Source organism: Neobacillus sp. C211 (assembly GCF_051842875.1).
Taxonomy (GTDB): domain Bacteria; phylum Bacillota; class Bacilli; order Bacillales; family Cytobacillaceae; genus Neobacillus.
In genome coordinates, this window is sequence record NZ_JBPXRO010000016.1 from 109,518 (window position 1) to 132,952 (window position 23,435).

The 23,435-nt window shown below is 39.6% G+C and carries 20 protein-coding genes and 1 pseudogene; 5 read left to right on the forward strand and 16 right to left on the reverse strand.

The features are described from left to right. Positions 1–63: 63 nt before the first annotated feature. The 3 genes from trxA to ACSU6B_RS16510 all read right to left on the reverse strand — a co-directional run bounded on the left by trxA (position 64) and on the right by ACSU6B_RS16510 (position 1,382). A complete protein-coding gene (gene trxA, locus ACSU6B_RS16500; RefSeq protein ID WP_410886830.1) occupies positions 64–378 on the reverse strand; it encodes a thioredoxin in 315 nt (104 codons plus the stop codon). 72 nt (positions 379–450) lie between these two features. After that, positions 451–843, reverse strand: coding sequence for an IDEAL domain-containing protein (locus ACSU6B_RS16505; RefSeq protein ID WP_410886832.1), 393 nt, complete (start codon positions 841–843; stop codon positions 451–453). A gap of 119 nt (positions 844–962) precedes the next feature. After that, positions 963–1,382 (reverse strand): RrF2 family transcriptional regulator, encoded by a 420-nt coding sequence (locus ACSU6B_RS16510; protein WP_215004494.1) that lies wholly within the window; start codon positions 1,380–1,382, stop codon positions 963–965. A gap of 250 nt (positions 1,383–1,632) precedes the next feature. Between ACSU6B_RS16510 and ACSU6B_RS16515 the strand changes: the two genes are divergently transcribed. Then, positions 1,633–2,637 carry a DUF3231 family protein gene (locus ACSU6B_RS16515; RefSeq protein ID WP_410886834.1) on the forward strand — a complete coding sequence of 335 codons (1,005 nt, stop codon included), beginning with the start codon at positions 1,633–1,635 and terminating at the stop codon, positions 2,635–2,637. A 236-nt stretch (positions 2,638–2,873) separates the two neighbouring features. On the opposite strand, the gene gltD is transcribed toward ACSU6B_RS16515, so the two are convergent. Continuing rightward, entirely contained in the window at positions 2,874–4,358 is a 1,485-nt protein-coding gene (gltD, locus tag ACSU6B_RS16520; protein WP_410886836.1) for a glutamate synthase small subunit, read from the reverse strand. A 16-nt stretch (positions 4,359–4,374) separates the two neighbouring features. Beyond that, the gene (gene gltB, locus ACSU6B_RS16525; protein ID WP_410886838.1) at positions 4,375–8,925 is read right to left on the reverse strand and encodes a glutamate synthase large subunit; all 4,551 of its coding nucleotides are present in this window, start codon (positions 8,923–8,925) and stop codon (positions 4,375–4,377) included. 128 nt (positions 8,926–9,053) lie between these two features. On the opposite strand from gltB, the gene ACSU6B_RS16530 reads away from it, so the two are divergent. Further along, a complete protein-coding gene (locus tag ACSU6B_RS16530; protein ID WP_215004502.1) occupies positions 9,054–9,956 on the forward strand; it encodes a LysR family transcriptional regulator in 903 nt (300 codons plus the stop codon). 429 nt (positions 9,957–10,385) lie between these two features. Here ACSU6B_RS16530 and purD read toward each other — a convergent pair whose 3' ends face one another. From purD to purK, 8 genes are all read right to left on the reverse strand, one after another. After that, positions 10,386–11,648: a phosphoribosylamine--glycine ligase gene (gene purD, locus ACSU6B_RS16535; RefSeq protein WP_410886840.1), complete on the reverse strand. Its 1,263-nt coding sequence runs from the start codon at positions 11,646–11,648 to the stop codon at positions 10,386–10,388. Between the two features lie 58 nt (positions 11,649–11,706). After that, positions 11,707–12,285 (reverse strand): phosphoribosylglycinamide formyltransferase, encoded by a 579-nt coding sequence (purN, locus tag ACSU6B_RS16540; RefSeq protein ID WP_410886842.1) that lies wholly within the window; start codon positions 12,283–12,285, stop codon positions 11,707–11,709. Positions 12,286–12,287: 2 nt separating this feature from the next. Continuing rightward, complete coding sequence (gene purM / locus ACSU6B_RS16545; RefSeq protein ID WP_410886844.1) at positions 12,288–13,322, reverse strand: phosphoribosylformylglycinamidine cyclo-ligase; 1,035 nt, start codon at positions 13,320–13,322, stop codon at positions 12,288–12,290. Between the two features lie 13 nt (positions 13,323–13,335). Beyond that, positions 13,336–15,624 (reverse strand): phosphoribosylformylglycinamidine synthase subunit PurL, encoded by a 2,289-nt coding sequence (gene purL, locus ACSU6B_RS16550; RefSeq protein WP_410886846.1) that lies wholly within the window; start codon positions 15,622–15,624, stop codon positions 13,336–13,338. Then, entirely contained in the window at positions 15,611–16,294 is a 684-nt protein-coding gene (purQ, locus tag ACSU6B_RS16555) for a phosphoribosylformylglycinamidine synthase subunit PurQ (protein WP_215004513.1), read from the reverse strand. The genes purL and purQ overlap by 14 nt, the downstream gene beginning before the upstream one ends. Positions 16,295–16,306: 12 nt before the next feature. Further along, complete coding sequence (gene purS, locus ACSU6B_RS16560; protein ID WP_168244331.1) at positions 16,307–16,561, reverse strand: phosphoribosylformylglycinamidine synthase subunit PurS; 255 nt, start codon at positions 16,559–16,561, stop codon at positions 16,307–16,309. After that, entirely contained in the window at positions 16,554–17,273 is a 720-nt protein-coding gene (gene purC / locus ACSU6B_RS16565) for a phosphoribosylaminoimidazolesuccinocarboxamide synthase (protein ID WP_410886848.1), read from the reverse strand. Before purC ends, purS begins: the two co-directional genes overlap by 8 nt. Positions 17,274–17,338: 65 nt before the next feature. Continuing rightward, on the reverse strand, positions 17,339–18,466 hold the full coding sequence (purK, locus tag ACSU6B_RS16570) for a 5-(carboxyamino)imidazole ribonucleotide synthase (protein WP_410886850.1): 1,128 nt from the start codon (positions 18,464–18,466) through the stop codon (positions 17,339–17,341). A gap of 197 nt (positions 18,467–18,663) precedes the next feature. Here purK and purF point away from each other — a divergent pair, with 197 nt between their 5' ends. Beyond that, a complete protein-coding gene (gene purF / locus ACSU6B_RS16575; RefSeq protein WP_410886852.1) occupies positions 18,664–20,043 on the forward strand; it encodes an amidophosphoribosyltransferase in 1,380 nt (459 codons plus the stop codon). 258 nt (positions 20,044–20,301) lie between these two features. Here purF and ACSU6B_RS16580 read toward each other — a convergent pair whose 3' ends face one another. Further along, complete coding sequence (locus ACSU6B_RS16580; RefSeq protein WP_215004520.1) at positions 20,302–20,439, reverse strand: hypothetical protein; 138 nt, start codon at positions 20,437–20,439, stop codon at positions 20,302–20,304. A 214-nt stretch (positions 20,440–20,653) separates the two neighbouring features. Here ACSU6B_RS16580 and ACSU6B_RS16585 point away from each other — a divergent pair. Next, positions 20,654–20,803, forward strand: a pseudogene (locus ACSU6B_RS16585) (AIM24 family protein); the annotation flags it as partial. A 63-nt stretch (positions 20,804–20,866) separates the two neighbouring features. On the opposite strand, the gene ACSU6B_RS16590 reads toward ACSU6B_RS16585, so the two are convergent. Next, positions 20,867–21,319 (reverse strand): DinB family protein, encoded by a 453-nt coding sequence (locus tag ACSU6B_RS16590; protein ID WP_410886855.1) that lies wholly within the window; start codon positions 21,317–21,319, stop codon positions 20,867–20,869. Between the two features lie 195 nt (positions 21,320–21,514). On the opposite strand from ACSU6B_RS16590, the gene ACSU6B_RS16595 reads away from it, so the two are divergent. Further along, complete coding sequence (locus ACSU6B_RS16595; RefSeq protein WP_410886857.1) at positions 21,515–22,663, forward strand: SLC13 family permease; 1,149 nt, start codon at positions 21,515–21,517, stop codon at positions 22,661–22,663. 108 nt (positions 22,664–22,771) lie between these two features. Here the strand turns inward: ACSU6B_RS16595 and ACSU6B_RS16600 are convergent, their stop codons facing one another. After that, positions 22,772–23,428 carry a hypothetical protein gene (locus ACSU6B_RS16600; protein WP_410886859.1) on the reverse strand — a complete coding sequence of 219 codons (657 nt, stop codon included), beginning with the start codon at positions 23,426–23,428 and terminating at the stop codon, positions 22,772–22,774. Positions 23,429–23,435 lie beyond the last annotated feature (7 nt).

Consider the following 23,435-nt stretch of genomic DNA (forward strand, 5'->3'; position numbering starts at 1 on the left):
TTTGCCCAATCTACAACTTCATCCTATAGTTTACCGTTTCGTTCAAAGCAAATTCCTACCATATTAAGTGTGCTTCACAATTAATTCTGTCAAAGCGTCTTTTGGTTGGAATCCGATAACCTTTTCTACTTCAACACCGTCTTTGAAAAGAATCAACGTTGGAATGCTCATGACGCCAAATGCTCGTGTTGTTTCTGGGTTCTCATCTACATTCAGTTTGATAATCCCAACTTTATCACCTATTTCAGCATCAATTTCCTCCAACACAGGTGCAATCATTTTACAAGGGCCGCACCACGGAGCCCAAAAATCTACTAACACCAATCCCTCTTTCATTTCTGAAGCAAAAGTTTGATCTGTTACGTGTGAAATAGCCATTATTTTTTCCTCCAATATAATTTTTATATTTTTAAAAACTTATTGTTGTTCTCTCAGACAAATAGATGAAAATTACCTTTTTGCATCAAAATTCCTAATTCTGTTTCCACTGATTAGATATTCAGTTTTCTTGAAAGGCACTTCTTGATTTTTTTTACTAGATGCTAATTTCGCCGATAATTCCATAAACCACTGCTCATCTTTAAAAAGTAAAGCTAAATCTATTAAAGCTAAAAGCTCACTTTCATTTCTACCTGTTAACTCTGGCAGCTTTTCAGCTCGTTTATTTAGGATCCAAATCGATTTTCCAATCGCTTTTTCATTGTCACTGTCGACCACATTTATTTGTAGCATTTCTTTGTGAGAGTCTACGGTTTCAACATACCCTTGAATCAGTTCTCCATCTTTTGACCTTCCATGTACCCAATCCCCATTTTCAAATCGATTGTTATCGGCCATCGTCATCTACACCCCTTAAATGTTATAAAAAAAGTTACAGTTTGGTTTTTTAAAAAAGTATATCATCTTTATCGCATCATACTGTAATAAAATAATATACAGTATAAAGAAAAGAAAAAACTAAATCATGTGCAATGTTTAATTTTTTCTAAAACAGTACTAAGGGTTATATTCTCTAAATATTTTTCAAAATACAATTCAGCATCATTGAAAATTTGATCCATAACCACCTGGGTATTAGACGATATCACACATTTTTGCTCCGGATCACCTGTGCACCAGTTTGGTTTTAGGCTTCCGCGTGAAACTATACGATAAATATCTGCCAATGATACCTCTTGAGAGTTACAGTCGAGAATATAGCCGCCGCCGATACCTTCTTTTGTCTTAACAAATCCATGATTTCGCAAACAGCTCATGATCTTCCGAATCCGTGCGGCGTTTGTACAAACATTGGTAGCGATTGACTCACTGCTAGCCATATGATCTGGTAAATAAGCTAAATAGACTAAACTATGGACGGCTATCGTAAAATCACTATTCACTTTAATGCTTCCTCCTCAAGAAGATTAATGTAATTTTAATATTTACAGTTTATAAAGTCAACAAAAAATAACTCCATATTAATAATTTCCACTATAACCTATTAAATTCGCGAAAATAGTTTTTTGAAATCAAAAAATTTAGTTTATGCAGGATAAATTTTATTCAATATTTAGAAGAAGCACACTGTAGCATTTCATAAAATAATTTCCTAATGGTTACATTATAATAATAAAACTAGGGGGGTTTAGCATGACGACTTCGAGCCAAGCACCTATTACATCATCAGAATTAGCAAATTTGTGGATGGCTTATCAAGAAAAAACCATGATGCTTAGAGTATTGGAACATTTTATCGAGCACTCCGATCATGAAGGAAAACAACTGTTACAGTCGTATTATACTGGTGCCGCCAAAAACATTGAGATGATTAAAAGTATTTTTCAACAAGAAGGCTCAGTAATTCCAATTGGTTTTACAGAAAACGATGTATATAAAAGCGTTCCAAAGTTATTTGATTTTATGTACGATATTATGTATTTACATTTGATGACTAAAGTGGAAATGAGCCTTTATGCACTATTCACAGGCATGTCCTATCGAAAGGATATTGAAGATTTATTTATCGGAATGACAGCTGAATCACAATCAATGAACAGCCAAGCAACTCAATTCCTTTTAGAAAAAGGGGTACTGGTACGTCCACCTTTTGTATCAATGCCAAAACAGGTAAATTTTGTACAGGATAAAAATTATATGGATGGGTTTAATTGGTTTAGTGAAAATAGATCCCTGAATACTGTTGAAGTTTCTCTTATCCATCATGCAATTGAAACTAACCTTGTAGGGATGCAATTAATGATTGGATTCGCTCAAGTTGCTTCTGATAAAGAGGTTCGAAAATATCTTACCAAAGGAATGGAATTGTCCAAAAAAATCGAAATAGATTTAGGTGAATTCTTACGCCAAAGTTATATTGAGCCCCCAGCTACTCATGCTGGAAAAGCAACAACGTCAAAAACTGCGCCATTTTCTGACAAATTGATGATGTACAATACCAATTTGTTAGCTTCATTTGGGCTCGGAAGTAATGCATTAGGCACTGGATTTTGTTTACGGAGTGACTTGCCGGCTAAAATGTCTTTAAATGCAAAAAATATTTTCACTTTTGCTCAAGATGGGGGAAAGATTTTGATCAAAAATGGCTGGATGGAAGAGCCACCACAGATTGAGGATCGAAATCAATTAACCAAATAATTATTTTTTTAGAAAAGCAAAACTAACCTTAAAAAAGGCTAGTTTTTTTCTTTCTAAAGTGCATTCTTTATTTTTTGGATTAATTAATTTAAAAATCTCCTACTTCTCCTTTATTTTTAAATAATATACATTGTCAATTAATAAACATCTATTCCGCAGGAACTTATACTTTAATTCATAAAAAAGAGACCTGATTCAATAATGATATGAATCAGGTCTTTGATCGAACTCGACATTTATTTAGGTAATAAGGATTTTCCCATCAAATAACGGTCCACTTCATGTGCGACCTGACGGCCTTCGTTGATAGCCCAGACAATTAGGCTTTGCCCTCTTCTTGCATCTCCCGCAGCAAATACACCTTCTACGTTTGTTCTGTACTCACCGTATGCTGCATCAATCTTTTGATTGGCAGCTTTTACACCAAATTGGCTTAAAAGCGGCTGCTCCGTTCCCTCAAATCCAATCGCAATAAACACAAATTGAGCGGGCCATACTTTTTCAGTACCTGGTATTTCTTTAAAATAGAACCGACCTTCATCGTCTCTCAATTTTTCCATTTGGATGGTATGAAGTTCTTTTAGGTTGCCGTTTTCATCCGCAACAATTTTCTTGGTTTGGATAGAATACTGACGTGGATCTTCACCAAACTTTGCTTCTGCCTCTTTATAGGCATAGTCCATAGTAAAAACATTAGGGTAGGCTGGCCACATATTTCCAGAATTACGAGTCTCAGGTAACTGAGGGTGTTTACCAAACTGAACCACACTTCGGCAGTTTTGGCGCAGGGCTGTTGCCACGCAGTCAGCTCCGGTGTCGCCTCCGCCAATGACAATGACGTCCTTGCCTTTAGTAGTAATAAACTGGCCATCTTCAAAGTTAGAATCCAAAAGACTCTTTGTCGATTTGCTCAGGTACTCCATCGCAAAATGGATTCCCTTCGCAGATCGGCCTTCAATTACAAGGTCACGCTGTTTCTGAGCGCCTGTGCAAAGAATTACAGTATCGAATTGTGCTTGCAAATCTTCGGCAGTAATATCCTTTCCAACCTCAGTATTAGTGACAAAATCAATACCTTCTTGACGTAACAAGCTAATTCTGCGCTCTACCACTTCTTTATCAAGCTTCATATTTGGAATGCCGTACATAAGTAATCCACCTGGACGGTCTGAACGTTCAAAAACCGTTACCGAGTGACCTGCTTGGTTAAGTTGATCTGCACTGGCCAATCCTGCAGGGCCGGAACCGATAATCGCTACTTTCTTCCCGGTCCGTGAAACTGGAATACGAGGCGTAATCCAGCCACTTTCAAAACCTTTATCGATAATTGCCTGCTCAATGTTTTTAATCGTTACCGCTGGATCAGTAATAGCCAACGTACATGAACCTTCACACGGAGCTGGACAAACTCGCCCTGTGAACTCAGGGAAATTATTCGTTTTTAGCAAACGGCCGAGTGCTTCCTTCCAACGGCCGCGATAAACCAAATCATTCCACTCTGGAATAAGATTATGAATCGGACAGCCTGTTGTTGCTCCTTGAATTTCCATTCCTATATGGCAGAAAGGAGTGGCACAATCCATGCACCGTGCTCCTTGTCTGCTTAATGTTTCATCTGAGAAAGGAACTGAATACTCTTTCCAGTCGCTTAAACGCGTAAGGGGATTTCGTTCTTTTCCTTTTTCTCGATTGTATTCCATAAATCCTGTTGCTTTTCCCATCTTCCTCTCCCCTTTCTTAGCGTAGTACAGCTTCTGGCTGTTTAGGTGTATTTTTCTGTTTGGAAGAATTGGCTAAAAACGCACTCATAATCGCTTCTTCTTCAGTTAGGCCTTTTTCCTTTTGCTGCTGAATTTGGTCCAACATGCGTTTATAGTCCTTAGGAATGACCTTGTTAAATTTTCTCACATGATTTTCCCAGTTCTCTAGAACACAGCCTGCTTTTACACTGTTCGTATAATTGAAATGATTTTGAATCATTTGCCTAAGTTCATTCGCATCGTTTTTCGTTAAAGATTCAATCTCAATCATCTCTTGGTTACATAACTTCTTAAAGGCATCTTGATCGTCAGCTAATACGTACGCAATTCCGCCAGACATCCCGGCAGCAAAGTTTTTACCAACATCACCTAAAATAACAACGCGTCCGCCCGTCATATATTCGCAGCCATGGTCACCAATTCCTTCGACCACAACGTTCACACCACTATTACGGACTGCAAAACGTTCACCTGAACGTCCATTAATATACGCTTCGCCGCTTGTCGCACCATATAAGGCAACATTCCCAGCGATTACATTTTCGCCTGCCGATAGTTTAGAAGATTCGTCTGCTTTCACAATCAACTTTCCGCCCGATAAGCCTTTTCCAAGGAAATCGTTTACGTCACCCGAAATCTCTAATGTCACGCCTTTCGGAACAAAGGCACCGAAGCTTTGACCTGCAGACCCAGTAAATCTTAGAGTAATCGTATTTTCAGGAAGCCCCTCTTCACCGTATCGCTTCGATACTTCACTACCGACGATTGTTCCAACGACACGATTCACATTCGAAATCGGGAAGCTCGCATCCACTGGAATTCGATCTTTTAATGCTTGTTGAACCGCCGGCAAGATTTTTTGAATATCAAGTGAATCTTCAATTTTATGATTTTGTGGAGTCTTGAACGTACGAACTCCTTCAGGTTGATGCAGCAATGGAGTTAAATCTAGATCCTTTGCTTTCCAGTGTGCTTTTGCACGGTCACTCATTTTCAGAACATCTGTACGACCCACCATTTCGTCAACGGTTCTAAAGCCAAGCTCAGCCATTAGTTCACGTACTTCTTGGGCAACAAAACGCATATAGTTAACGATGTAATCAGCTTCTCCTGTGAACTTTTTACGAAGCTCCGGATTTTGTGTAGCAATTCCAACCGGGCAAGTATCTAAGTGACATACACGCATCATGACACATCCAAGCACGACAAGCGGTGCAGTCGCAAAACCAAACTCTTCTGCCCCAAATAAGGCAGCCATTACGACATCTTTCCCAGTCATTAATTTACCATCTGTCTCAAGGACGACACGTTCACGCAAGCCATTAAGCATTAATGTTTGGTGTGCTTCGGCAAGTCCAAGCTCCCATGGTAATCCCGTATGTTGGATACTGGTTTTTGGTGATGCTCCTGTTCCGCCGTCATAACCACTGATTACAATAACATCAGCTGCACCTTTCGCAACTCCTGCCGCAATCGTTCCTACTCCGCCCTTGGATACGAGCTTAACGCTGATTCGGGCATCCCGATTAGCATTTTTCAAATCGTGAATCAGCTGTGCCAAGTCTTCAATCGAGTAGATATCATGGTGCGGCGGCGGTGAAATCAGCCCGACTCCTGGTGTAGAACCACGAACATCTGCCACCCATGGGTAAACTTTATTCCCAGGCAGCTGTCCGCCTTCACCTGGCTTTGCCCCTTGCGCCATTTTAATTTGAAGCTCATCAGCATTGACAAGATAGTGACTTTTCACACCGAAACGGCCTGAAGCAATTTGCTTCACAGCACTTCGGCGATTATCGCCATTTTCATCCAAGCTAAAACGGCTTGAATCTTCCCCGCCTTCACCCGAGTTGCTTTTTCCGCCTAAGCGATTCATCGCAATCGCCAAGGTTTCATGGGCTTCCTTACTAATGGATCCAAATGACATTGCTCCTGTTTTAAAACGACGAACAATGGAATCGACTGTTTCTACTTCCTCTATTGGTAAAGACTTTCTAGTTTCATCAAATAAGAACAAATTCCGTAAGAATCCAATTCTCTCTTCATTAGCTAGCTTGGAATACTTTTTAAATAATTCGTAATCACCTTTACGGCAAGCCCATTGCAGGGTATGAATCGTTCCAGGGTTAAAGGCGTGATGTTCCCCTGTTTTTCTCCACTGGAAATTACTTCCTGAATCTAAAGTTTGATCTTTCGAATCTGCGTAAGCCACTGTATGAAGCATTTTTGCTTCTTCGGCAATCGTATCTAAACCGATACCGCCGAGCTGAGAAACTGTACCAGTAAAGTAACGTTCAATGACATCTCCGCTAATTCCAACTGCTTCAAAAATTTGCGCACCGCGATAGCTTTGAACGGTTGAAATTCCCATTTTGGACATGACTTTTACAACGCCCTCAGTCATTCCTTTTACATACTTGCTTACTGCTTCCTCATATGTGAACGGTAAGCTTCCATCTAAGATAGCCTGCTTATAGGTTGCGAACGCAAGGTACGGATTGATGGCATCAACACCATAGCCAATTAAAGCGGCCAAATGATGAACTTCACGTACTTCCCCAGATTCAATTATGATGCTTGCTTTCGTTCTGCTGCCTTCACGAATCAGATGCTGATGAAGGGCGCTTGCAGCCAATAATGAAGGAATCGCTGCTTCCTTTTGATTCATGTTACGATCAGATAAGATTAATATACTTACACCTTCAGAGATGGCAGCATCCGCCTCTCGGCAAATCTTAATAAGACTACCTTCGATATCTTCAGTGAACAGAATGTCAATTACCTTACTCTTAAAACCAACTGAATCCAATGATTTTATCTTTTCCAGTTGACTATTGGTAATTACCGGTGTATCCAGCTGAATTCGGCGGCAGTTTAATTCTGAAGGATTCAATATATTTCCTTCCGCCCCTAATAATGTCATCGTCGATGTGACAATCTCTTCACGAAGTGAATCAATTGGCGGATTGGTTACTTGGGCAAATAGTTGCTTGAAGTAGTTAAACAAGGATTGAGCACGGTCAGATAAAACCGCTAATGGCATATCATTTCCCATTGCTCCAATAGGATCTTTCCCTTCGCTCACAACAGGAACTAGATATTTTGAAATATCTTCGTACGTGTAGCCAAATGATTTCTGGCGAACAAGTAAATCCGATAGAACCTCTTCTTCGTTTGGTCCATCGTCATTTAATCGAACTAGTTGCTTATCTAACCATTGTTGATAAGGAAGTGCTTCAGCCATTTCGGATTTTACTTCTTCATCCGAAATAATTCGGCCTTCTTCTAAATCAATCAAAAGCATTTTGCCTGGGCTTAAACGTTCTTTATATATTACTTTCTCGGGTTCGACATCGATGACGCCAACCTCTGATGAAAAAATAATATAATCATCATCAGTAACGTAATAACGAGCCGGACGAAGACCGTTCCGATCTAATATTGCCCCAATTTGTTTTCCATCCGTAAAGGAAATAGCTGTTGGACCATCCCAAGGTTCCATCAGACAGCTATGATATTCGTAAAAAGCTCTCTTTTCCTTTGACATATGCGGGTTTTCTGACCATGGTTCAGGTATCAGCATCATCGCAGCGTGAGCAGGTTTCCGGCCAGCTAACACCAAGAATTCAAGTGCGTTATCCAAAATCGAAGAGTCACTTCCATCTGTATCTAAGAGTGGGAGCACCTTTTGCAGGTCCTCACCAAATGCTTCCGACACAAATTGCTTTTCACGCGCCTTCATCCAATGGACATTACCGCGAAGTGTATTAATTTCCCCATTATGGATCAGGTACCGGTTTGGATGAGCTCTTTCCCAGCTAGGGAACGTATTTGTACTAAAGCGGGAATGCACTAAAGCAAAAGCCGATACAAAACTCTCATCCTGTAAATCTAGGTAAAACCTGTCTACCTGTTCAGGTGTCAATAACCCTTTGTATACAATTGTTCTGCTTGAGAGGCTGGCAAAATAAAACCGTAAATCCGATGCCTTAGCCCATTGTTCTGATTGTTTTCTAATGATGTATAATTTACGCTCAAAAGATAAATCATCCAATAGTCCCTCGTTTGCTCCGATAAAAACTTGGCGGATAAACGGGCGGCTTTTCTTGGCTGTTTCTCCGATTGTTTCTGTGTTGACAGGCACAGTCCTCCATCCGAGAACCGTCTGACCTTCTTGTTCAACCAATTTATTGATATACGATTCTATTTTTTCTCTTTCAGAATCATTATTTGAGAAAAAAAGCATCCCTACCCCGTAGCGACCTTTGTCAGGTAATAGGACGTTCTGGAGGGCTTTGCGAAAAAAGCTATCTGGAATCTGGACCATGAGCCCGGCGCCATCTCCTGTAAATGGATCACTTCCCTGTCCCCCGCGGTGGTCTAGTTTACAAAGCATGCTTAGTCCTTTTTTTACAATCTCATGAGATGCATGCCCTTTAATGTGGGCATATAATCCAATTCCACATGCATCATGTTCATATTCAGGGCGGTAGAGACCTTGTGCCTTTGGTAATTGATGAAATGTCATTATTATCTCCCCCGTTCTTAATTTTCCGATAAATCAGTATGAAGTAATTTTATGTTTAAACATACATATAAACAATATATAATTAAGATTAAATCAATCTGATTTTAATATGAACGGAGGGAATTAGCGTGGAATTGCGTCAATTACGGTATTTTATGGAGGTCGCTGAACGCGAACATGTAACAGAAGCGGCTGAAAATCTGAATGTAGCACAATCGGCAGTAAGTTTTCAGATTGCCAAGCTTGAAGATGAACTCGGTGTTCGTCTATTTGAACGAACCGGAAGGAATATTAAGTTAACCCAGATTGGAATGACCTTTTTAATTCATATAAAAAAGGCGGTAAAATTTATTGATGAGGCAAAAGAAAAGATTGATGAGTATTTAGATCCTCAATCCGGCACCATTAAAATTGGATATCCAACAAGTTTAGCCAGCTATTGGCTTCCAACGGTTATCTCTGCTTTTAGAACAAAACAACCAAACGTTGTTTTCCATTTACGTCAGGGCTCCTATCAATACTTAATTGATGCCGTTAAAAATGGAGAAATTGATCTAGCGTTTATTGGCCCCGTCCCAACCAAAGATCCTGATATTGAAGCAAAGATTTTATTTACCGAAAACATTTCTGCTTTGCTTCCTGCAAACCATTCACTTGCCGACCGAAAGAGATTAGATCTAGGTGAGTTACGAAACGATTCCTTTGTTTCATTCCCAAAAGGGTATATTCTCCAAAAAATTGCAGTCGAGGCATGCAAAGAAGCAGGATTTGTACCAAATATCACCTCAGAGGGAGAGGATTTAGATGCATTAAAGGGACTAGTTTCAGCAGGCATCGGGGTATGCCTCTTACCAGAAAGCACCGTTCATGACTCCATTCCACGGTTTACAGTAAAAATACCGATTGATTCTCCTCAAGTCAAAAGAACAGTTGGCCTAATCACACCAAAATTTAGGGACCTAGCACCCTCCGAAAATCTCTTTTACCAATTCGCGATTGATTTTTTCCGCGTATTAGAGCAGTTCCAATAGATGGGATTTTCGGTGTGGTCTCACGGTGCGGTGTCAGGCACCATTAAAAGACACTTAAGCTCATTTGTCCATACGGGGTGGACATTATAGACATTTCCTTTTTTCTGTGGTCACAGGAACTAGAGATTTATCGTTCATAAACGGTATGAAAGACAAATGTAGCTGGAGAGGAATAAGAGATTTGTCCTTCATTAGCGGTATGAAGGACAAAAACCGCTGCAGGAACAAGAAATTTGTCCTTCATTAGCGGTATGAAAGACACAAGCCGCTTAAGGAACAAGAGATTTGTCCTTCATTAGCGGTATGAAAGACAAAAGCCGCTTAAGGAACAAGAAATTTGTCCTTCATTAGCGGTATAAAAGACAAAAGCCGCTTAAGGAACAAGAGATTTGTCCTTCATAAGGGTCGCTTATGACACGTTATTAATAGTCAACGAACTCCTTTAGATCCTATATCTGTTCGGTAATGAGCACCATTAAAAGATACTTTTTCTACGGATTGGTAAGCCAACTCTCTGGCTTCCTTCAAATGGTCGCCAATGGCAGTGATTCCCAGTACACGGCCTCCATTTGTTAGCATTTCGCCATCCTTTAAAGTGGTACCGGCATGGAATACAATAGCCGGTTCAGTTACATGATCCAATCCTTTTATTACCTGGCCCTTTTCGTATGGGCCAGGATAGCCAGCTGAAGACATAATGACACAAACTGCGGACTTGTCTTTCCATTTTACCTCTACATTTTCTAATTCTCCGGTAAGGCTTGCCAGCAAAATATCAAGTAAATCTGTTTCTAGCAGTGGAAGAACAACCTGTGTTTCCGGATCACCAAAGCGTGCATTATATTCAATGACCTTTGGACCTGATTTTGTCAGCATCAAACCGGTATAGAGAATTCCCTCATATGGGCAGTCTTCCTCTGCCATAGCTTTTGCAGTTGGCCCGACTATTTCATCAATAATCCGCACAACTATAGATGGATCAATATGTGGTAACGGCGCATAAGTTCCCATTCCACCAGTGTTAGGTCCTTTGTCGCCGTCAAATACTGGCTTATGATCTTGAGCGGGAACCATGGGCTTTACAGTAGTTCCATTCACAAAAGCGAGCAGGGTCAATTCTTCTCCTTCCAAAAATTCCTCAATAACCACCCTCGCCCCCGCAGAGCCAAAGAAAACTTCTTTCATCATACTTTGAAGTGCTTCCTCAGCTTCTATCAGTGTTTTTGCAACAACCACACCTTTTCCTGCTGCTAAGCCATCTGCTTTTATTACGATTGGTGCCCCTTCGCTACGGACATACGCAAGTGCTTCCTCATAGTTAGTAAAAGAAGCGTAATTAGCTGTCGGAATCTCATACTTCATCATTAATTCTTTAGCGAACGCCTTACTTCCCTCGATCAATGCCGCTTCCTTCGAAGGGCCATATACCGCTAATCCATGTTCTTTAAAATAATTAACTATCCCCAATGAGAGAGGCTCTTCTGGTCCTACAAAAGTAAGATCGATTTGTTCCTTTTTAGCAAACGCGGCTATTTTCTCTATATCTGAAACCGCGATTGAAACACATGTTGCTAACTCTGCAATCCCAGGATTGCCCGGAGCACAATAAATTTGAGTAACTTTAGGACTTTGAGACAGTTTCCAAACAATCGCATGCTCACGGCCTCCTCCCCCTATGACTAACACCTTCATTTCGTAGGACCTCCAGGTTTTTCTTTTCCTTCAATAAATCCAATGCATCTAGCCCGTCTCATCTTGCTGCCTCCCTGTTCGCCAGTCTTTGAATCACTTCTGGTAATAATCTGTGCTCTTGTTCCTGAATTTTTATTATTAAGGTTTCTTTTGTCTCGTCTGAATCGATAGTCACTGCTTGTTGAGCAATTATAGGACCTGTATCCATTCCTTCGTCGACATAATGGACCGTGACCCCTGTCACCTTTACCCCATAATCGAGCGCTTGACCAATGGCATCCTTTCCTGCGAATGCTGGTAATAAAGACGGGTGGACGTTAATTATTTTCCGATCGTAAGCCTGGAGTAATACATTCCCAAGCAGTCTCATATAGCCAGCCAATACGATAAAATCAACCTTCCTTTGTGTTAACTCGTCAAGGATCCCTAATTCATAAGCTTGTTTGTTTGAATAATCTTTAGCCAAAAAAGTAAACACCGGGATCCGTTCATCCCTTGCTTTCTGAACTGCAAGGGCTTCAGGTCGGTCACTGACCAGTAAAACCACTTCAACGTTATTGATTTTTTTCGAATTAATGGATTCTAGAATTGCTGAAAAATTAGAACCCGTACCAGAAGCAAAAACTGCAATCTTCATACTTACTCCTTCTTGAATATGACGTCTTCAGTACCTTTTTGCACTGTACCAATTACGTAGGCATCCTCACCCAACGTTTGCAGGTGCTCGATAATAGCCGTGGTATCTACAGAATCTACGACTAATATCATTCCGATTCCCATATTAAAGGTTCGGAACATATCATAATCTGAAATTTCGCCTGATTTTTGGATAAAGGAAAAAATTCCTGGGACCTTCCAAGATCCCTCCTTAATTTCAGCTTGAAAGCCTTTTGGAAGAATTCGTGGAATATTATCATAAAAACCTCCTCCCGTTACATGAACGAGACCATAGACAGTATATTTTCTTACAGTTGAAAGGATGGATTTTACATAAATTTTGGTTGGTTCAAGCAATACGCTTCCCAGTTCAGCCCCCAATTCATCCACATAGTCACCTAACGAGAACTTAGCATCCTCCAATAGAACTTTTCGGACAAGTGAAAAACCATTGCTATGTACTCCACTTGAAGCTAAACCAATTAGAACTTGACCTTCTTTTACTTGCGAACCATCAATGACATGTTTTTGATCTACCATACCAACGGTAAAGCCTGCAATATCATATTCCTCGTCCTGATACATTCCCGGCATCTCGGCAGTTTCCCCGCCAATTAGTGAACACCCTGCCTGCACACAACCATCTGCAATCCCTTTAACTATGGCTTCAATTTTTTCCGGGATGATCTTACCACAGGCTAAATAATCTAGAAAAAAAAGCGGCTCGGCCCCTTGGACGATGACGTCATTCACACACATGGCAACCGCATCGATTCCAATCGTATCATGCTTGTTCATTGCAAAAGCAATTTTCAATTTGGTCCCTACTCCATCCGTACCAGAAACAAAAACAGGTTCTTCCATCTTCGTTAAATCTGGTTTAAATAGAGCCCCAAACCCTCCTAATCCCGTTAAAACCTCTGGACGGAAGGTTTTTTTTACATGTTTTTTCATTCGTTCAACGGCTTCATTTCCCGCATCGATATTGACTCCAGCTTGTCGGTACGCATCACTCATTCGTTTCTCTCCTTTACGGTAAACTTGCAGAGATTTCCTGCATATTGAGCTTTTTTAATAATCCCGAACGCATTATGTTAGGAATTGCATTCTTCCAGGCTTCTTCCAATGTAGTAATCGGTTGAGAAATAACGGTCTTTCCATTATGTGTAATTGATAGTTCCTGACCTTTCACCCTACCGATTTCTTTTATAGGCACCTCCTGCTGTTGCGCCATTTCCTTAATCCTCTCCGTATGTTCCGGAGAAACGGAAAGAATGATTCGAGATTGAGTTTCACTAAAGAGGCTTAAGTCCGTTCGCAATTCATCGGTTAACTTAATTTCTGCTCCCAACTTCCCACCAATACAGCTTTCAGCTATTGCTACTGCTAAACCGCCTTCTGCCGCATCATGAGCCGATTGGACTAATCCTTCTTGAATGATCTTAAGGGTAAAAGCTTGTATCTTCTTTTCCACATCAAGGTTTAACTGCGGCGGGCGCCCTTCGATCTTTCCTGTCATAATTTTTTGGTATTCCGAACCGCCTATTTCGGCTTTGGTTTCCCCAATTAAAAAAATTAAATCTCCGTCTTTTTTAAATTCTTGAGTAGTAATATGGTCAATATCTTTAATTAACCCAACCATGCCAATAGTTGGTGTTGGAAAAATAGCTTCTCCCTTTGTTTCGTTATATAGGCTGACGTTTCCGCCAATTACCGGAGTATTGAGTTGACGGCACGCTTCACTAATCCCATCCGCTGCCTTTTCAAACTGCCAGAAGATTTCCGGCTTTTCTGGACTTCCAAAGTTCAAGTTATCGGTAATAGCTAAAGGCGCCGCACCAGAACAAACTACATTACGCGCCGCTTCTGCTACCGCGATAGCTCCTCCAACAAACGGATCAAGATAAACATACCTTCCGTTGCAATCCGTTGTCATCGCTAGTGCTTTTCGTGTTCCACGGATAGCAACTACAGCCGCATCCGATCCAGGTATGACAGCCGTATTAGTTCTAACCATATAGTCATATTGTTGATATACCCACTCTTTGCTTGCAATCGTAGGGGATGCTAGCAGCTGTTGCAGAACTGATTGATAATCCTTTGGCTCTTCAATAGCTGCAGCTGTGTCTAAGGAAGAATATTGTTCGTAATAGGGCGCCTCTTTAGATGGCTTACAATACACGGGGGCATCTTCTGCCAGCTTGTCTGCGGGGATTTCCGCAACTATTTCTCCCTTGTGAAGTAAACGGAGTTGGTTATCATCAGTCACCCTGCCGATCACAGCGGAGTGGAGCCCCCATTTATCAAATATCTTTTTTACTTCCCCTTCCTTTCCTTTTTTCGCAACAACCAGCATTCTTTCTTGTGATTCGGAAAGCATCATTTCGTAGGCATTCATTCCTCTTTCTCGCTGTGGAACGAGATCAAGATCCAATTCAACGCCATTTCCCGCTTTACTGGCCATTTCAGAGCTTGAGCTGGTTAAACCTGCTGCCCCCATATCTTGTATCCCGACCACATGACCAGAGGCGATCAATTCAAGAGTGGCTTCCAGCAGTAATTTTTCCATAAAAGGATCGCCCACTTGGACGGCTGGACGTTTCGCTTCGGAATTTTCACTCAATTCTTCTGAAGCGAATGTCGCTCCATGAATTCCGTCTCTTCCGGTAGCGGCTCCAACATAAATGACAGGGTTACCAATCCCTTTAGCCACGCCTTTTTGAATTTCATCATGGCTGATTAAACCTACACACATGGCATTAACAAGGGGATTCCCTTCATAGGAGGAATCAAAGTAGATCTCTCCACCAACCGTCGGAATGCCCATACAGTTACCATATCCGGCAATACCCGCAACCACATTTTCAAAGATATATTTGGTTTTCGGATTATCAAGTTCGCCAAAACGAAGAGAGTTCAATAAAGCGATCGGGCGGGCACCCATGGAAAAAACATCCCGAATAATACCGCCAACCCCTGTTGCTGCACCTTGATAAGGCTCAATGGCCGAAGGATGATTGTGGCTTTCAATTTTAAACACGACTGCTTGATTATCACCGATATCAACAATACCTGCTCCTTCTCCAGGGCCTTGCAAGACATGCGGGCCGGAAGTCGGAAAACGTTTGAGCACTACCTTCGAATTTTTATAGCTGCAATGTTCGGACCACATGACACTAAATATGCCCGTTTCGGTATAATTTGGTTTACGTCCAAGAATTTCGATTACTTTATCAAATTCTTCATCGGTTAATCCCATTTCCTGATAAACCTTCTGCTGGGCAATTTGCTCAGGAGTTGGTTCTTTATGCTGTACCATGTTGTTTCCTCCAGTAACTTAAAATAGATGAAAACATACGTTTTCCGTCATCTGTCCCCAGCCATTTATGAACCGCACGTTCCGGGTGGGGCATTAATCCTAAAACATTTCCTCTCTCATTGATCACTCCTGCAATCTCAGAAATCGACCCATTAGGATTCGTCCCTCTATACCTGAATACGATTTGATTGTTCTTTTCTAATTGATCCAACGTCTCTTGATCACAATAATAATTTCCGTCGCCATGGGCAATGGGAATACGTATCGTTTCACCTTCCTGATAGTCTAATGTGAACGGAGTTTGGTTATTTTCTACTTTTAAATCAATGGTGTCACAATGAAATTTTAACCGTTGATTTCTTCTTAAAGCACCTGGCAAAAGATTAGCTTCAGTTAGTATTTGAAATCCATTACAGACACCAAGAATTAATTTCCCTTCTTCAGCCGCAATTTTCACCTGCTCCATGACAGGAGACAAGCTCGCAACAGCCCCTGGCCGCAAATAATCTCCATAGGAAAAACCCCCTGGGACAAGAATCGCATCATATTTTGATAGGTCCGTTTCTAGATGCCATACATATTCGACCGACTGTCCAATCGTATCTAAAACAGCCTTATACATATCCACATCGCAGTTTGAGCCAGGAAAAACCAGTACCGCAAAGTTCAACTTATTCCCCTCCTATCCTTCCTGCTTAGTAAGATCAAACCGAAAGTCTTCAATCACCGTATTGGCTAACAGCTTCTCACACATATCCTTTACTCGTTCTGCTGCAGCCTTTTGATCATCGCTATTAATTTCAAGCTCCATGTATTTTCCTATTCGTACATCTCCAACCTCATCATATCCTAGTGAATGCAGCGACTCATGAACCGCATTCCCTTGAGGATCTAATACACTTTCTCTTAAGGTTACATATACCGTTGCTTTAAACATTGACACTACCCCCAATTCTCCTTAATATTTCTTGATAGGCTTCCTCAACGTTCCCTAAATCCCGCCTAAACCGATCTTTATCTAACTTTTCCTTTGTATGGGCATCCCAAAATCGACACGTATCCGGAGAGATTTCGTCAGCTAAGATAATAGTGCCTGCAAGGGTTTTTCCAAACTCTAATTTAAAATCCACTAAGATAATATCTTTGTTTAAGAGATATTCGTTCATAATATCATTGATTTTTAATGCTTCCTTTCGAATGGCTGCTACTTCATACTCTTTAGCCAGCCCAAGAATGGCAATATGGTCATTGTTAATCAAAGGGTCCCCCAGCTCATCATTCTTATAGTAGAATTCCACAATCGTTTCTGGGAGTTCCTTCCCTTCCTCCCATCCCAGCCTTTTAGCAAGTGAGCCCGCCGCTATATTTCGAACGACAACCTCAATCGGGATAATCTCTACTTGCTGAACAATCTGCTCTGTAGATGAAATCTTTTTAATAAAATGATTATCCACGCCTTTTTCTTTTAATAAACTTAGGAAAATGGAACTAATCTCATTATTTAGAGTTCCTTTTCCTGCTATTTGACCTTTTTTCTCGCCATTGAAGGCAGTGGCATCATCTTTATATTCAATCCAATACTTTCCTGGTTCTGATGTTTTAAACACTTTTTTCGCTTTACCTTCATAAAGCTGTTCCAATTTCTCCATTATTTTCCACCACTTTCGCTGTTTGGTTATGTTTTTAGCCGGGCAACTAAAATAGCCGCGTATCCTTATGACCAAATTCCAAGATTCTTAATTTGCTCGTCTATTCGCTCGAGATTTGAACCTAAAAAATTGATGTGACCCATTTTCCGATTTTCTACGCTTTCCTTTTTGCCGTATAAATGTAGTTTGGCTGTTGGAGGAAGCTGTTCTATTTTATCTAGCACTTGCCTTAGATGCTGACCTAAAATATTAACCATTATAATCGGAGTTAAAAGAGTAGTATCTCCTAAGGGCAGTCCACATATTGCCCTAATATGTTGCTCAAATTGAGAAGTAATACATGCGTCCATTGAATAATGCCCGGAATTATGAGGTCTTGGTGCTAACTCGTTCACGATAATTTCACCATCATTCGTAAGGAACATCTCTATCGCAATTAATCCAACTACTTGTAAGGAGTTTGCTATTTTCAATGCTGCAGTTTCCGCTTGAATCCTTTGGTCATCGGTGATTCTAGCAGGAACGAAAGACTGATGCAGGATATTATTAATATGGACATTTTCAGCTACTGGGAAAGTTTTTGTTTGACCATTAATATTTCGGGCAACAATCACTGATAATTCCTTACGAAACGGGATAAATTGTTCGATGATCATGTCCATCCCTGCCTTATTCCAAGCCTCCATTGCAATTGGAATTTCATCCCTTTTTTTTATTACCCATTGCCCTTTCCCGTCGTATCCCCCTGTAGCTGTTTTCATTATGAAAGGCAATCCAAAACGATCAATAGCCGTTTCAAAGTCATTTTCCGATTGTATGACCAAGAAAGGAGCTACTGGCACATTGAAGGACTTTAACATGGATTTTTCCAGAATCCGATTTTGGGTTATTTTGAGCAGTTTGCTTCCTTGTGGGACAAAGGATGTAGTTTCTAAAATGGAGGTTATAGTAGAATCTACATTTTCAAATTCATAAGTAATAACATCTGAGGAATCTGCTAGTTCTTTAACTGCTTTAAGCTCAGAATAGGGAGCAGTGATTTGAAGATCTGCAACTTGTCCACAGGGTGAGTTAGGTGTCGGATCCAAAGTAATAAAGCGATATCCCATATTTCTACCAGCTATTGAAATCATTCTTCCTAGCTGGCCTCCCCCTAAGATACCAATCGTTGAGCCGGGTTTTATGACTGTCAAAGTATTTTTCCTCCCTCATACTTTTTTAAACTCTTCATAATTTTAGGTTTTCCTGAAACACACTCCTTTACTTTTTTAATCAAAAAAATTTTTATAGTTAACCAAAACCAATACAAACAATTAGACTTTGAAAGAAAAGGATAAAAATTCTGCTTTCGCCAAAAATAATGAAATGAAATTAGGGGAGGAATATTAAAATGGATTCAGAAATGAAGGATAAATGCGGTGTATTTGGAGTTTTTAATCACCCCCAAGCGGCCGATTTAACATATTATGGACTACATGCTCTTCAACACCGTGGCCAAGAGAGTGCAGGAATTGTAACTAGTGATGGAAAATCATTCAGGCATCACAGGGGAATGGGATTAGTTTCCCAAGTATTTTCACGTGAGATCCTTGATGGACTAAGCGGAAATATGGCCATCGGTCATGTACGATATTCTACTTCTGGTGCAAGTTTACTACAAAACGCACAACCTCTTGTTTTTAAGTATAGTGAGGGCGATTTGGCCGTTGCCCATAACGGGAACCTAGTAAACGCCAATATCGAACGGAAGGTTCTCCAGCAACAGGGTGCCATCTTTCAGACAACAACTGATACGGAAATTATTGCTCACCTAATAGCCCGTTCCAGTAAAAAATATTTTGATGAAGCTGGCCCGGATGTCCTGAAGCGAATTGACGGTTCCTTTGCTTTGTGCATCATGACCGAAAAACAAATGCTGATTGCCCTGGATCGTCATGGTTTACGTCCCCTTAGCCTTGGAAAAATTGGTGAATCCATTATCGCGTCTTCAGAAACATGTGGGCTTAATGCGGTTGATGCTAAGTTCTGGAGGGATGTTGAACCGGGCGAATGGCTTCTTGTTAACGAGAAGGGAATAAAAACAGGAAGATTTGCTGCTAAAGGTGACGTTTCCCTTTGCTCCTTTGAATTTGTTTATTTTGCTCGTCCAGATAGTGTGATTCATGGAAGAAGTGTATTAGCCATACGGAAAGAGTTAGGCCAAATTTTAGCAAAAGAACATCCGACACCAGCTGATGTTGTCGTTGCCGTTCCAGAATCGAGTGTCCCTGCAGCAATGGGTTATGCTCAACAATCAAGAATTCCATATGAAATGGGAATCATCAAAAACCCCTATGCCGGTCGTTCATTTATTGAACCAACCCAAGAATTGCGGGACTTGGCCGTGCGTCTAAAATTAAGTGCTGTCCGTGAAATTCTCGAGGATAAGCGGGTCGTGCTTGTTGATGATTCGATTGTTCGTGGAACGACAAGCAAGCGAATTGTTGAATTGATCCGTCAGGCAGGTGCCAAGGAGGTCCATGTACGAATAAGTTCCCCTATGGTAAGAAATCCTTGTTTTTATGGAGTGGATATGCCGACAAAAGAAGAACTTTTTGCTAACAAACATGAACATGAACGAGCAATGGGAAAGGTGATTGGAGCAGATTCATTAGCCTTCTTAAGTACGGAAGGGTTATTAGAGGCGGTAGATGTAGATCTTGCAGAAACAAGCAGTCGCTGTATCGCCTGTTTTAGCGGAGCATATCCAACTAAATTGTATTTGAAGTGATCATCTTAATTAATCTAGGACCTCCTAAAATGGAAGTCCTAGTTAATTATTATATTTATTCCCGAATAAACCCAAACTTTTGAAATTAAATTATCTTTTCATTCATAAATTGCGATTATTATTATTAATGTTAGTTTAGATGTTACGATAAAGAAAAACCTTCAAATTTATGAAGGTTTTAGCTTATTATGAATATTTGATTCTAGCCTTGTAAAAAAAGAAATATACGTCCTATTTCCCCTGAAAATCACTAATTAATTAATTTTCATCATTTTCGTACGCGATAACTACTACTTTTTTATGAGCTTGCTCGCTTATTTTTTCTTCTAGTGATTGAATTTCATTAATCAAATTAGGTGAAAGCGCAGCTGCAACATACTGATTTTCTTTTACCATTTTCATTACTCCTTTACGATAATTTGTCTTTGGTATTATTAAAAACCTAAATTAAAGATTTTTCTTCATCAGGAGAAAGATTTGGATCCCTGCCTGTAATAATAGGACTTTTTCTGCCTGAATATCATTATTATTAAGTTCACTTCAATGTCTTATTCATTTTTGTAATTGTCTACCCCTCAATTTGAAATTCCTGTGGAGAAAAATGAAGTAAATTGCCGGAATGATGGCAGGCGGGTTATTTAATGTTCGTTGTGAAGGATCCGGAATGATTGCTTTTACTGCGCATTAAAAACCACTTACCTTAAGGGTGTCGCCTGGCAACCCTATGATAACGGATCCAAACCCAACTGTAGCCTGGTCAAAAAAAAGTTCCTGGTACCAGGAACTTTTTTTGGCTTTCTGGCGTTCACCATTTATTCCCCTCTTAATATCTCCTAAAAGTAACAAAGTCTACATTAACAGGTTCGCTTTCATTAGCTCTCAGAAGTAGATTGATCTGTCCTCGGTGATATTGACCATGTAATGCAACATGGGTCAATATATCCCTTATCGAATTTTGAAACTCTCTGCCTTTACTATTTCTGTATAAAACGATCTGTTCGAGATCAGAATTGGATACACCAGAAAGAAATTCTTTAAAGTTTTGCAGATTTTGATTAACAAGTTCTGCACTGGCTTCTAAACTGACCTCTGCCCAAATAGGTAATTTGGAACTGTCCGATCCTTTTAACCTAGTAAACCACACATGTTCTGCCAAAAGCAGATGTGAGAATAGATTCTTAACTTGTTTGTTCTCTCCTTCCATATTTTTCAAGGCTTCAAGAATTCGATGATTAGACCAATGTAAATGCTTAAACATATTTCGAATCGTTTCCACATGACCACCTCCATGTATTTAAACAATATGTATAATCAAATAGAATTTAGAACCCTCTACATTTTAGACAATACCAACAATTTTTGTTATAAATCATTACTAATTTTAGGAATTATCATCGATAGGTTTCCAACCATAACTGTACATGTTAGAATCATATAGTTGTTATATCCTTTCTACTATCGGTGGTGTGTTGTGAAAGAATCTGTACTAATACAAAAAAATAAAAGTATCAAACTGAAATTTAGTTTTCTAAAAAAAGACATGGTCTTTACCATTTCACTTATTTTAGCAGTGACAAGCTCTTTAATTTATCCTCCAAAATTGGAATATATCAATTTTCAAGTGCTATTTATTTTATTTAGCCTGATGCTAACCATAAAGGCGTTGGAAGAACTTAGATTTCTTGATAAATTCGCAATAGCTATCATTAATAAATGTAATAATAGCCGGTCCGTTTCAGCCATATTAATTTTGTTATGTTTTTTTACTTCAATGTTTGTAACGAACGATGTGGCACTCCTTACTTTTGTACCTTTGACTCTTGTTATTAGCAGAAAAACCAAAATTCCCATGATGGTGACAATTATCCTGCAAACTATTGCAGCCAATATTGGAAGCAGTTTAACACCAATGGGAAATCCTCAAAATTTGTTCATTTATTCTCATTATGGAATCAAGCCATTGCCCTTTTTTTCGACCGTCCTATTCATGGCTGTCCTTGGGATATGTTCTATATATATCCTTATAAAAAGAATTCAAAATAGAGACTTGAAAGTAGTTCTTACTCCCATGCTATTAGACGATTGGAAAAAACCAGCTGTCTGGGGATTAATCCTAGCAATAATCATCGCTTCTATTTTTGGAGTGGTCAGTTACCAGGTTGCCTTCGTGGTTACATTCATATCCGTGATCATTTTGAATTTAAAATTATTGATAAAGATTGATTATCTGCTGCTGTTTACCTTTATCTGTTTTTTTATCTTTATCGGAAATATTTCCAATTCAAACACATTACAAGCATTTGCCAGTGCAAATTTGAAAGACACTACTTCCGTCTATTTTAGTTCGATATTTTTAAGCCAATTTATTAGTAACGTCCCTGCTTCTATCCTCCTGGCAGAATTCACAACAGATTGGAAACCTTTATTATTGGGAGTGAATATTGGAGGACTAGGGACCATTATTGCATCCTTAGCCAGTGTGATTTCTTACAAACTATTCATTCAGGCAAATCCAACCGAGAGTAAAAAATATATTATTAAATTTAGTCTCTATAATTTTTCCCTTTTAGCGTTTTTAAGTTTGATTCAATACTTTATCATTAAACTATTTTTAAAATGAGCTTTTTCATATGCAGTGTATTAAAAGAATCAGGCACCATCCAGAAAATTGGATGATGCCTTTTTTTATAAAAAGGGAATCCCAGGTATTAAGTCTTACCAACCAGAACTAATTTTCTTTTGACCGGTCAAAGAAAAAAATCTTACCTTCTTTAGTTGGAAAAAGATTTAACTCCTTAACCTTATCTGTGTGATTCATCATGATTTCCTTAAAAACTTCATTCGCGGATTTATTTTTTGTTTCTATCCCCAATTTTTTTGCAGCTTGGAAAATTCGTTTTTCTCGAACTTCATGGGCTACTTTACGAAGATTTTTATTTTCAATAGAAATGCCTAGTTCTTTAGCGTCTTTTTTAATCTGAATCTCACGAATTTCATGGACTAAATCCTTTAATTCTTTGGCATTAGTCGAGATTCCTAAATCCTTGGCCACTTTTTTTATGTGGGTTTCACGAACTTCATTGGCTAAATCATATAGTTCTTTGCCTTCAATCGAAATACCCAACTCTTTCGCTTCATTTTTAATTACTGTATCTCGGACTTCTTTCACCAATGAATCTATGTCCTTCCCTTTGGTGTCAATCCCTAGCGATTCGGCCTGCTTTTTAATAAACTCAGGGTCGTGTTTAAAATGACCTCGACCATGGGCTTCTGTTGCCTTTACTTGTGCGTTTTCCTCTGTAGTTGCAAAAACCTGCACTGAACCTAGAAATCCAAACAATAAAACCATTACACAAATACAGGTCCTCTTCATCTTTCTCATCATGTGATAT

Excerpts from the sequence above, each read along its gene's own strand:
- trxA (WP_410886830.1), bottom strand. The coding sequence starts at position 378 with ATGGCTATTTCACACGTAACAGATCAAACTTTTGCTTCAGAAATGAAA.
- ACSU6B_RS16505 (WP_410886832.1), bottom strand. The coding sequence starts at position 843 with ATGACGATGGCCGATAACAATCGATTTGAAAATGGGGATTGGGTACAT.
- ACSU6B_RS16515 (WP_410886834.1), top strand. The coding sequence starts at position 1,633 with ATGACGACTTCGAGCCAAGCACCTATTACATCATCAGAATTAGCAAAT.
- gltD (WP_410886836.1), bottom strand. The coding sequence starts at position 4,358 with ATGGGAAAAGCAACAGGATTTATGGAATACAATCGAGAAAAAGGAAAA.
- gltB (WP_410886838.1), bottom strand. The coding sequence starts at position 8,925 with ATGACATTTCATCAATTACCAAAGGCACAAGGTCTCTACCGCCCTGAA.
- purD (WP_410886840.1), bottom strand. The coding sequence starts at position 11,648 with ATGAAGGTGTTAGTCATAGGGGGAGGAGGCCGTGAGCATGCGATTGTT.
- purN (WP_410886842.1), bottom strand. The coding sequence starts at position 12,285 with ATGAAGATTGCAGTTTTTGCTTCTGGTACGGGTTCTAATTTTTCAGCA.
- purM (WP_410886844.1), bottom strand. The coding sequence starts at position 13,322 with ATGAGTGATGCGTACCGACAAGCTGGAGTCAATATCGATGCGGGAAAT.
- purL (WP_410886846.1), bottom strand. The coding sequence starts at position 15,624 with ATGGTACAGCATAAAGAACCAACTCCTGAGCAAATTGCCCAGCAGAAG.
- purS (WP_168244331.1), bottom strand. The coding sequence starts at position 16,561 with ATGTTTAAAGCAACGGTATATGTAACCTTAAGAGAAAGTGTATTAGAT.
- purC (WP_410886848.1), bottom strand. The coding sequence starts at position 17,273 with ATGGAGAAATTGGAACAGCTTTATGAAGGTAAAGCGAAAAAAGTGTTT.
- purF (WP_410886852.1), top strand. The coding sequence starts at position 18,664 with ATGGATTCAGAAATGAAGGATAAATGCGGTGTATTTGGAGTTTTTAAT.
- ACSU6B_RS16580 (WP_215004520.1), bottom strand. The coding sequence starts at position 20,439 with ATGGTAAAAGAAAATCAGTATGTTGCAGCTGCGCTTTCACCTAATTTG.
- ACSU6B_RS16600 (WP_410886859.1), bottom strand. The coding sequence starts at position 23,428 with ATGATGAGAAAGATGAAGAGGACCTGTATTTGTGTAATGGTTTTATTG.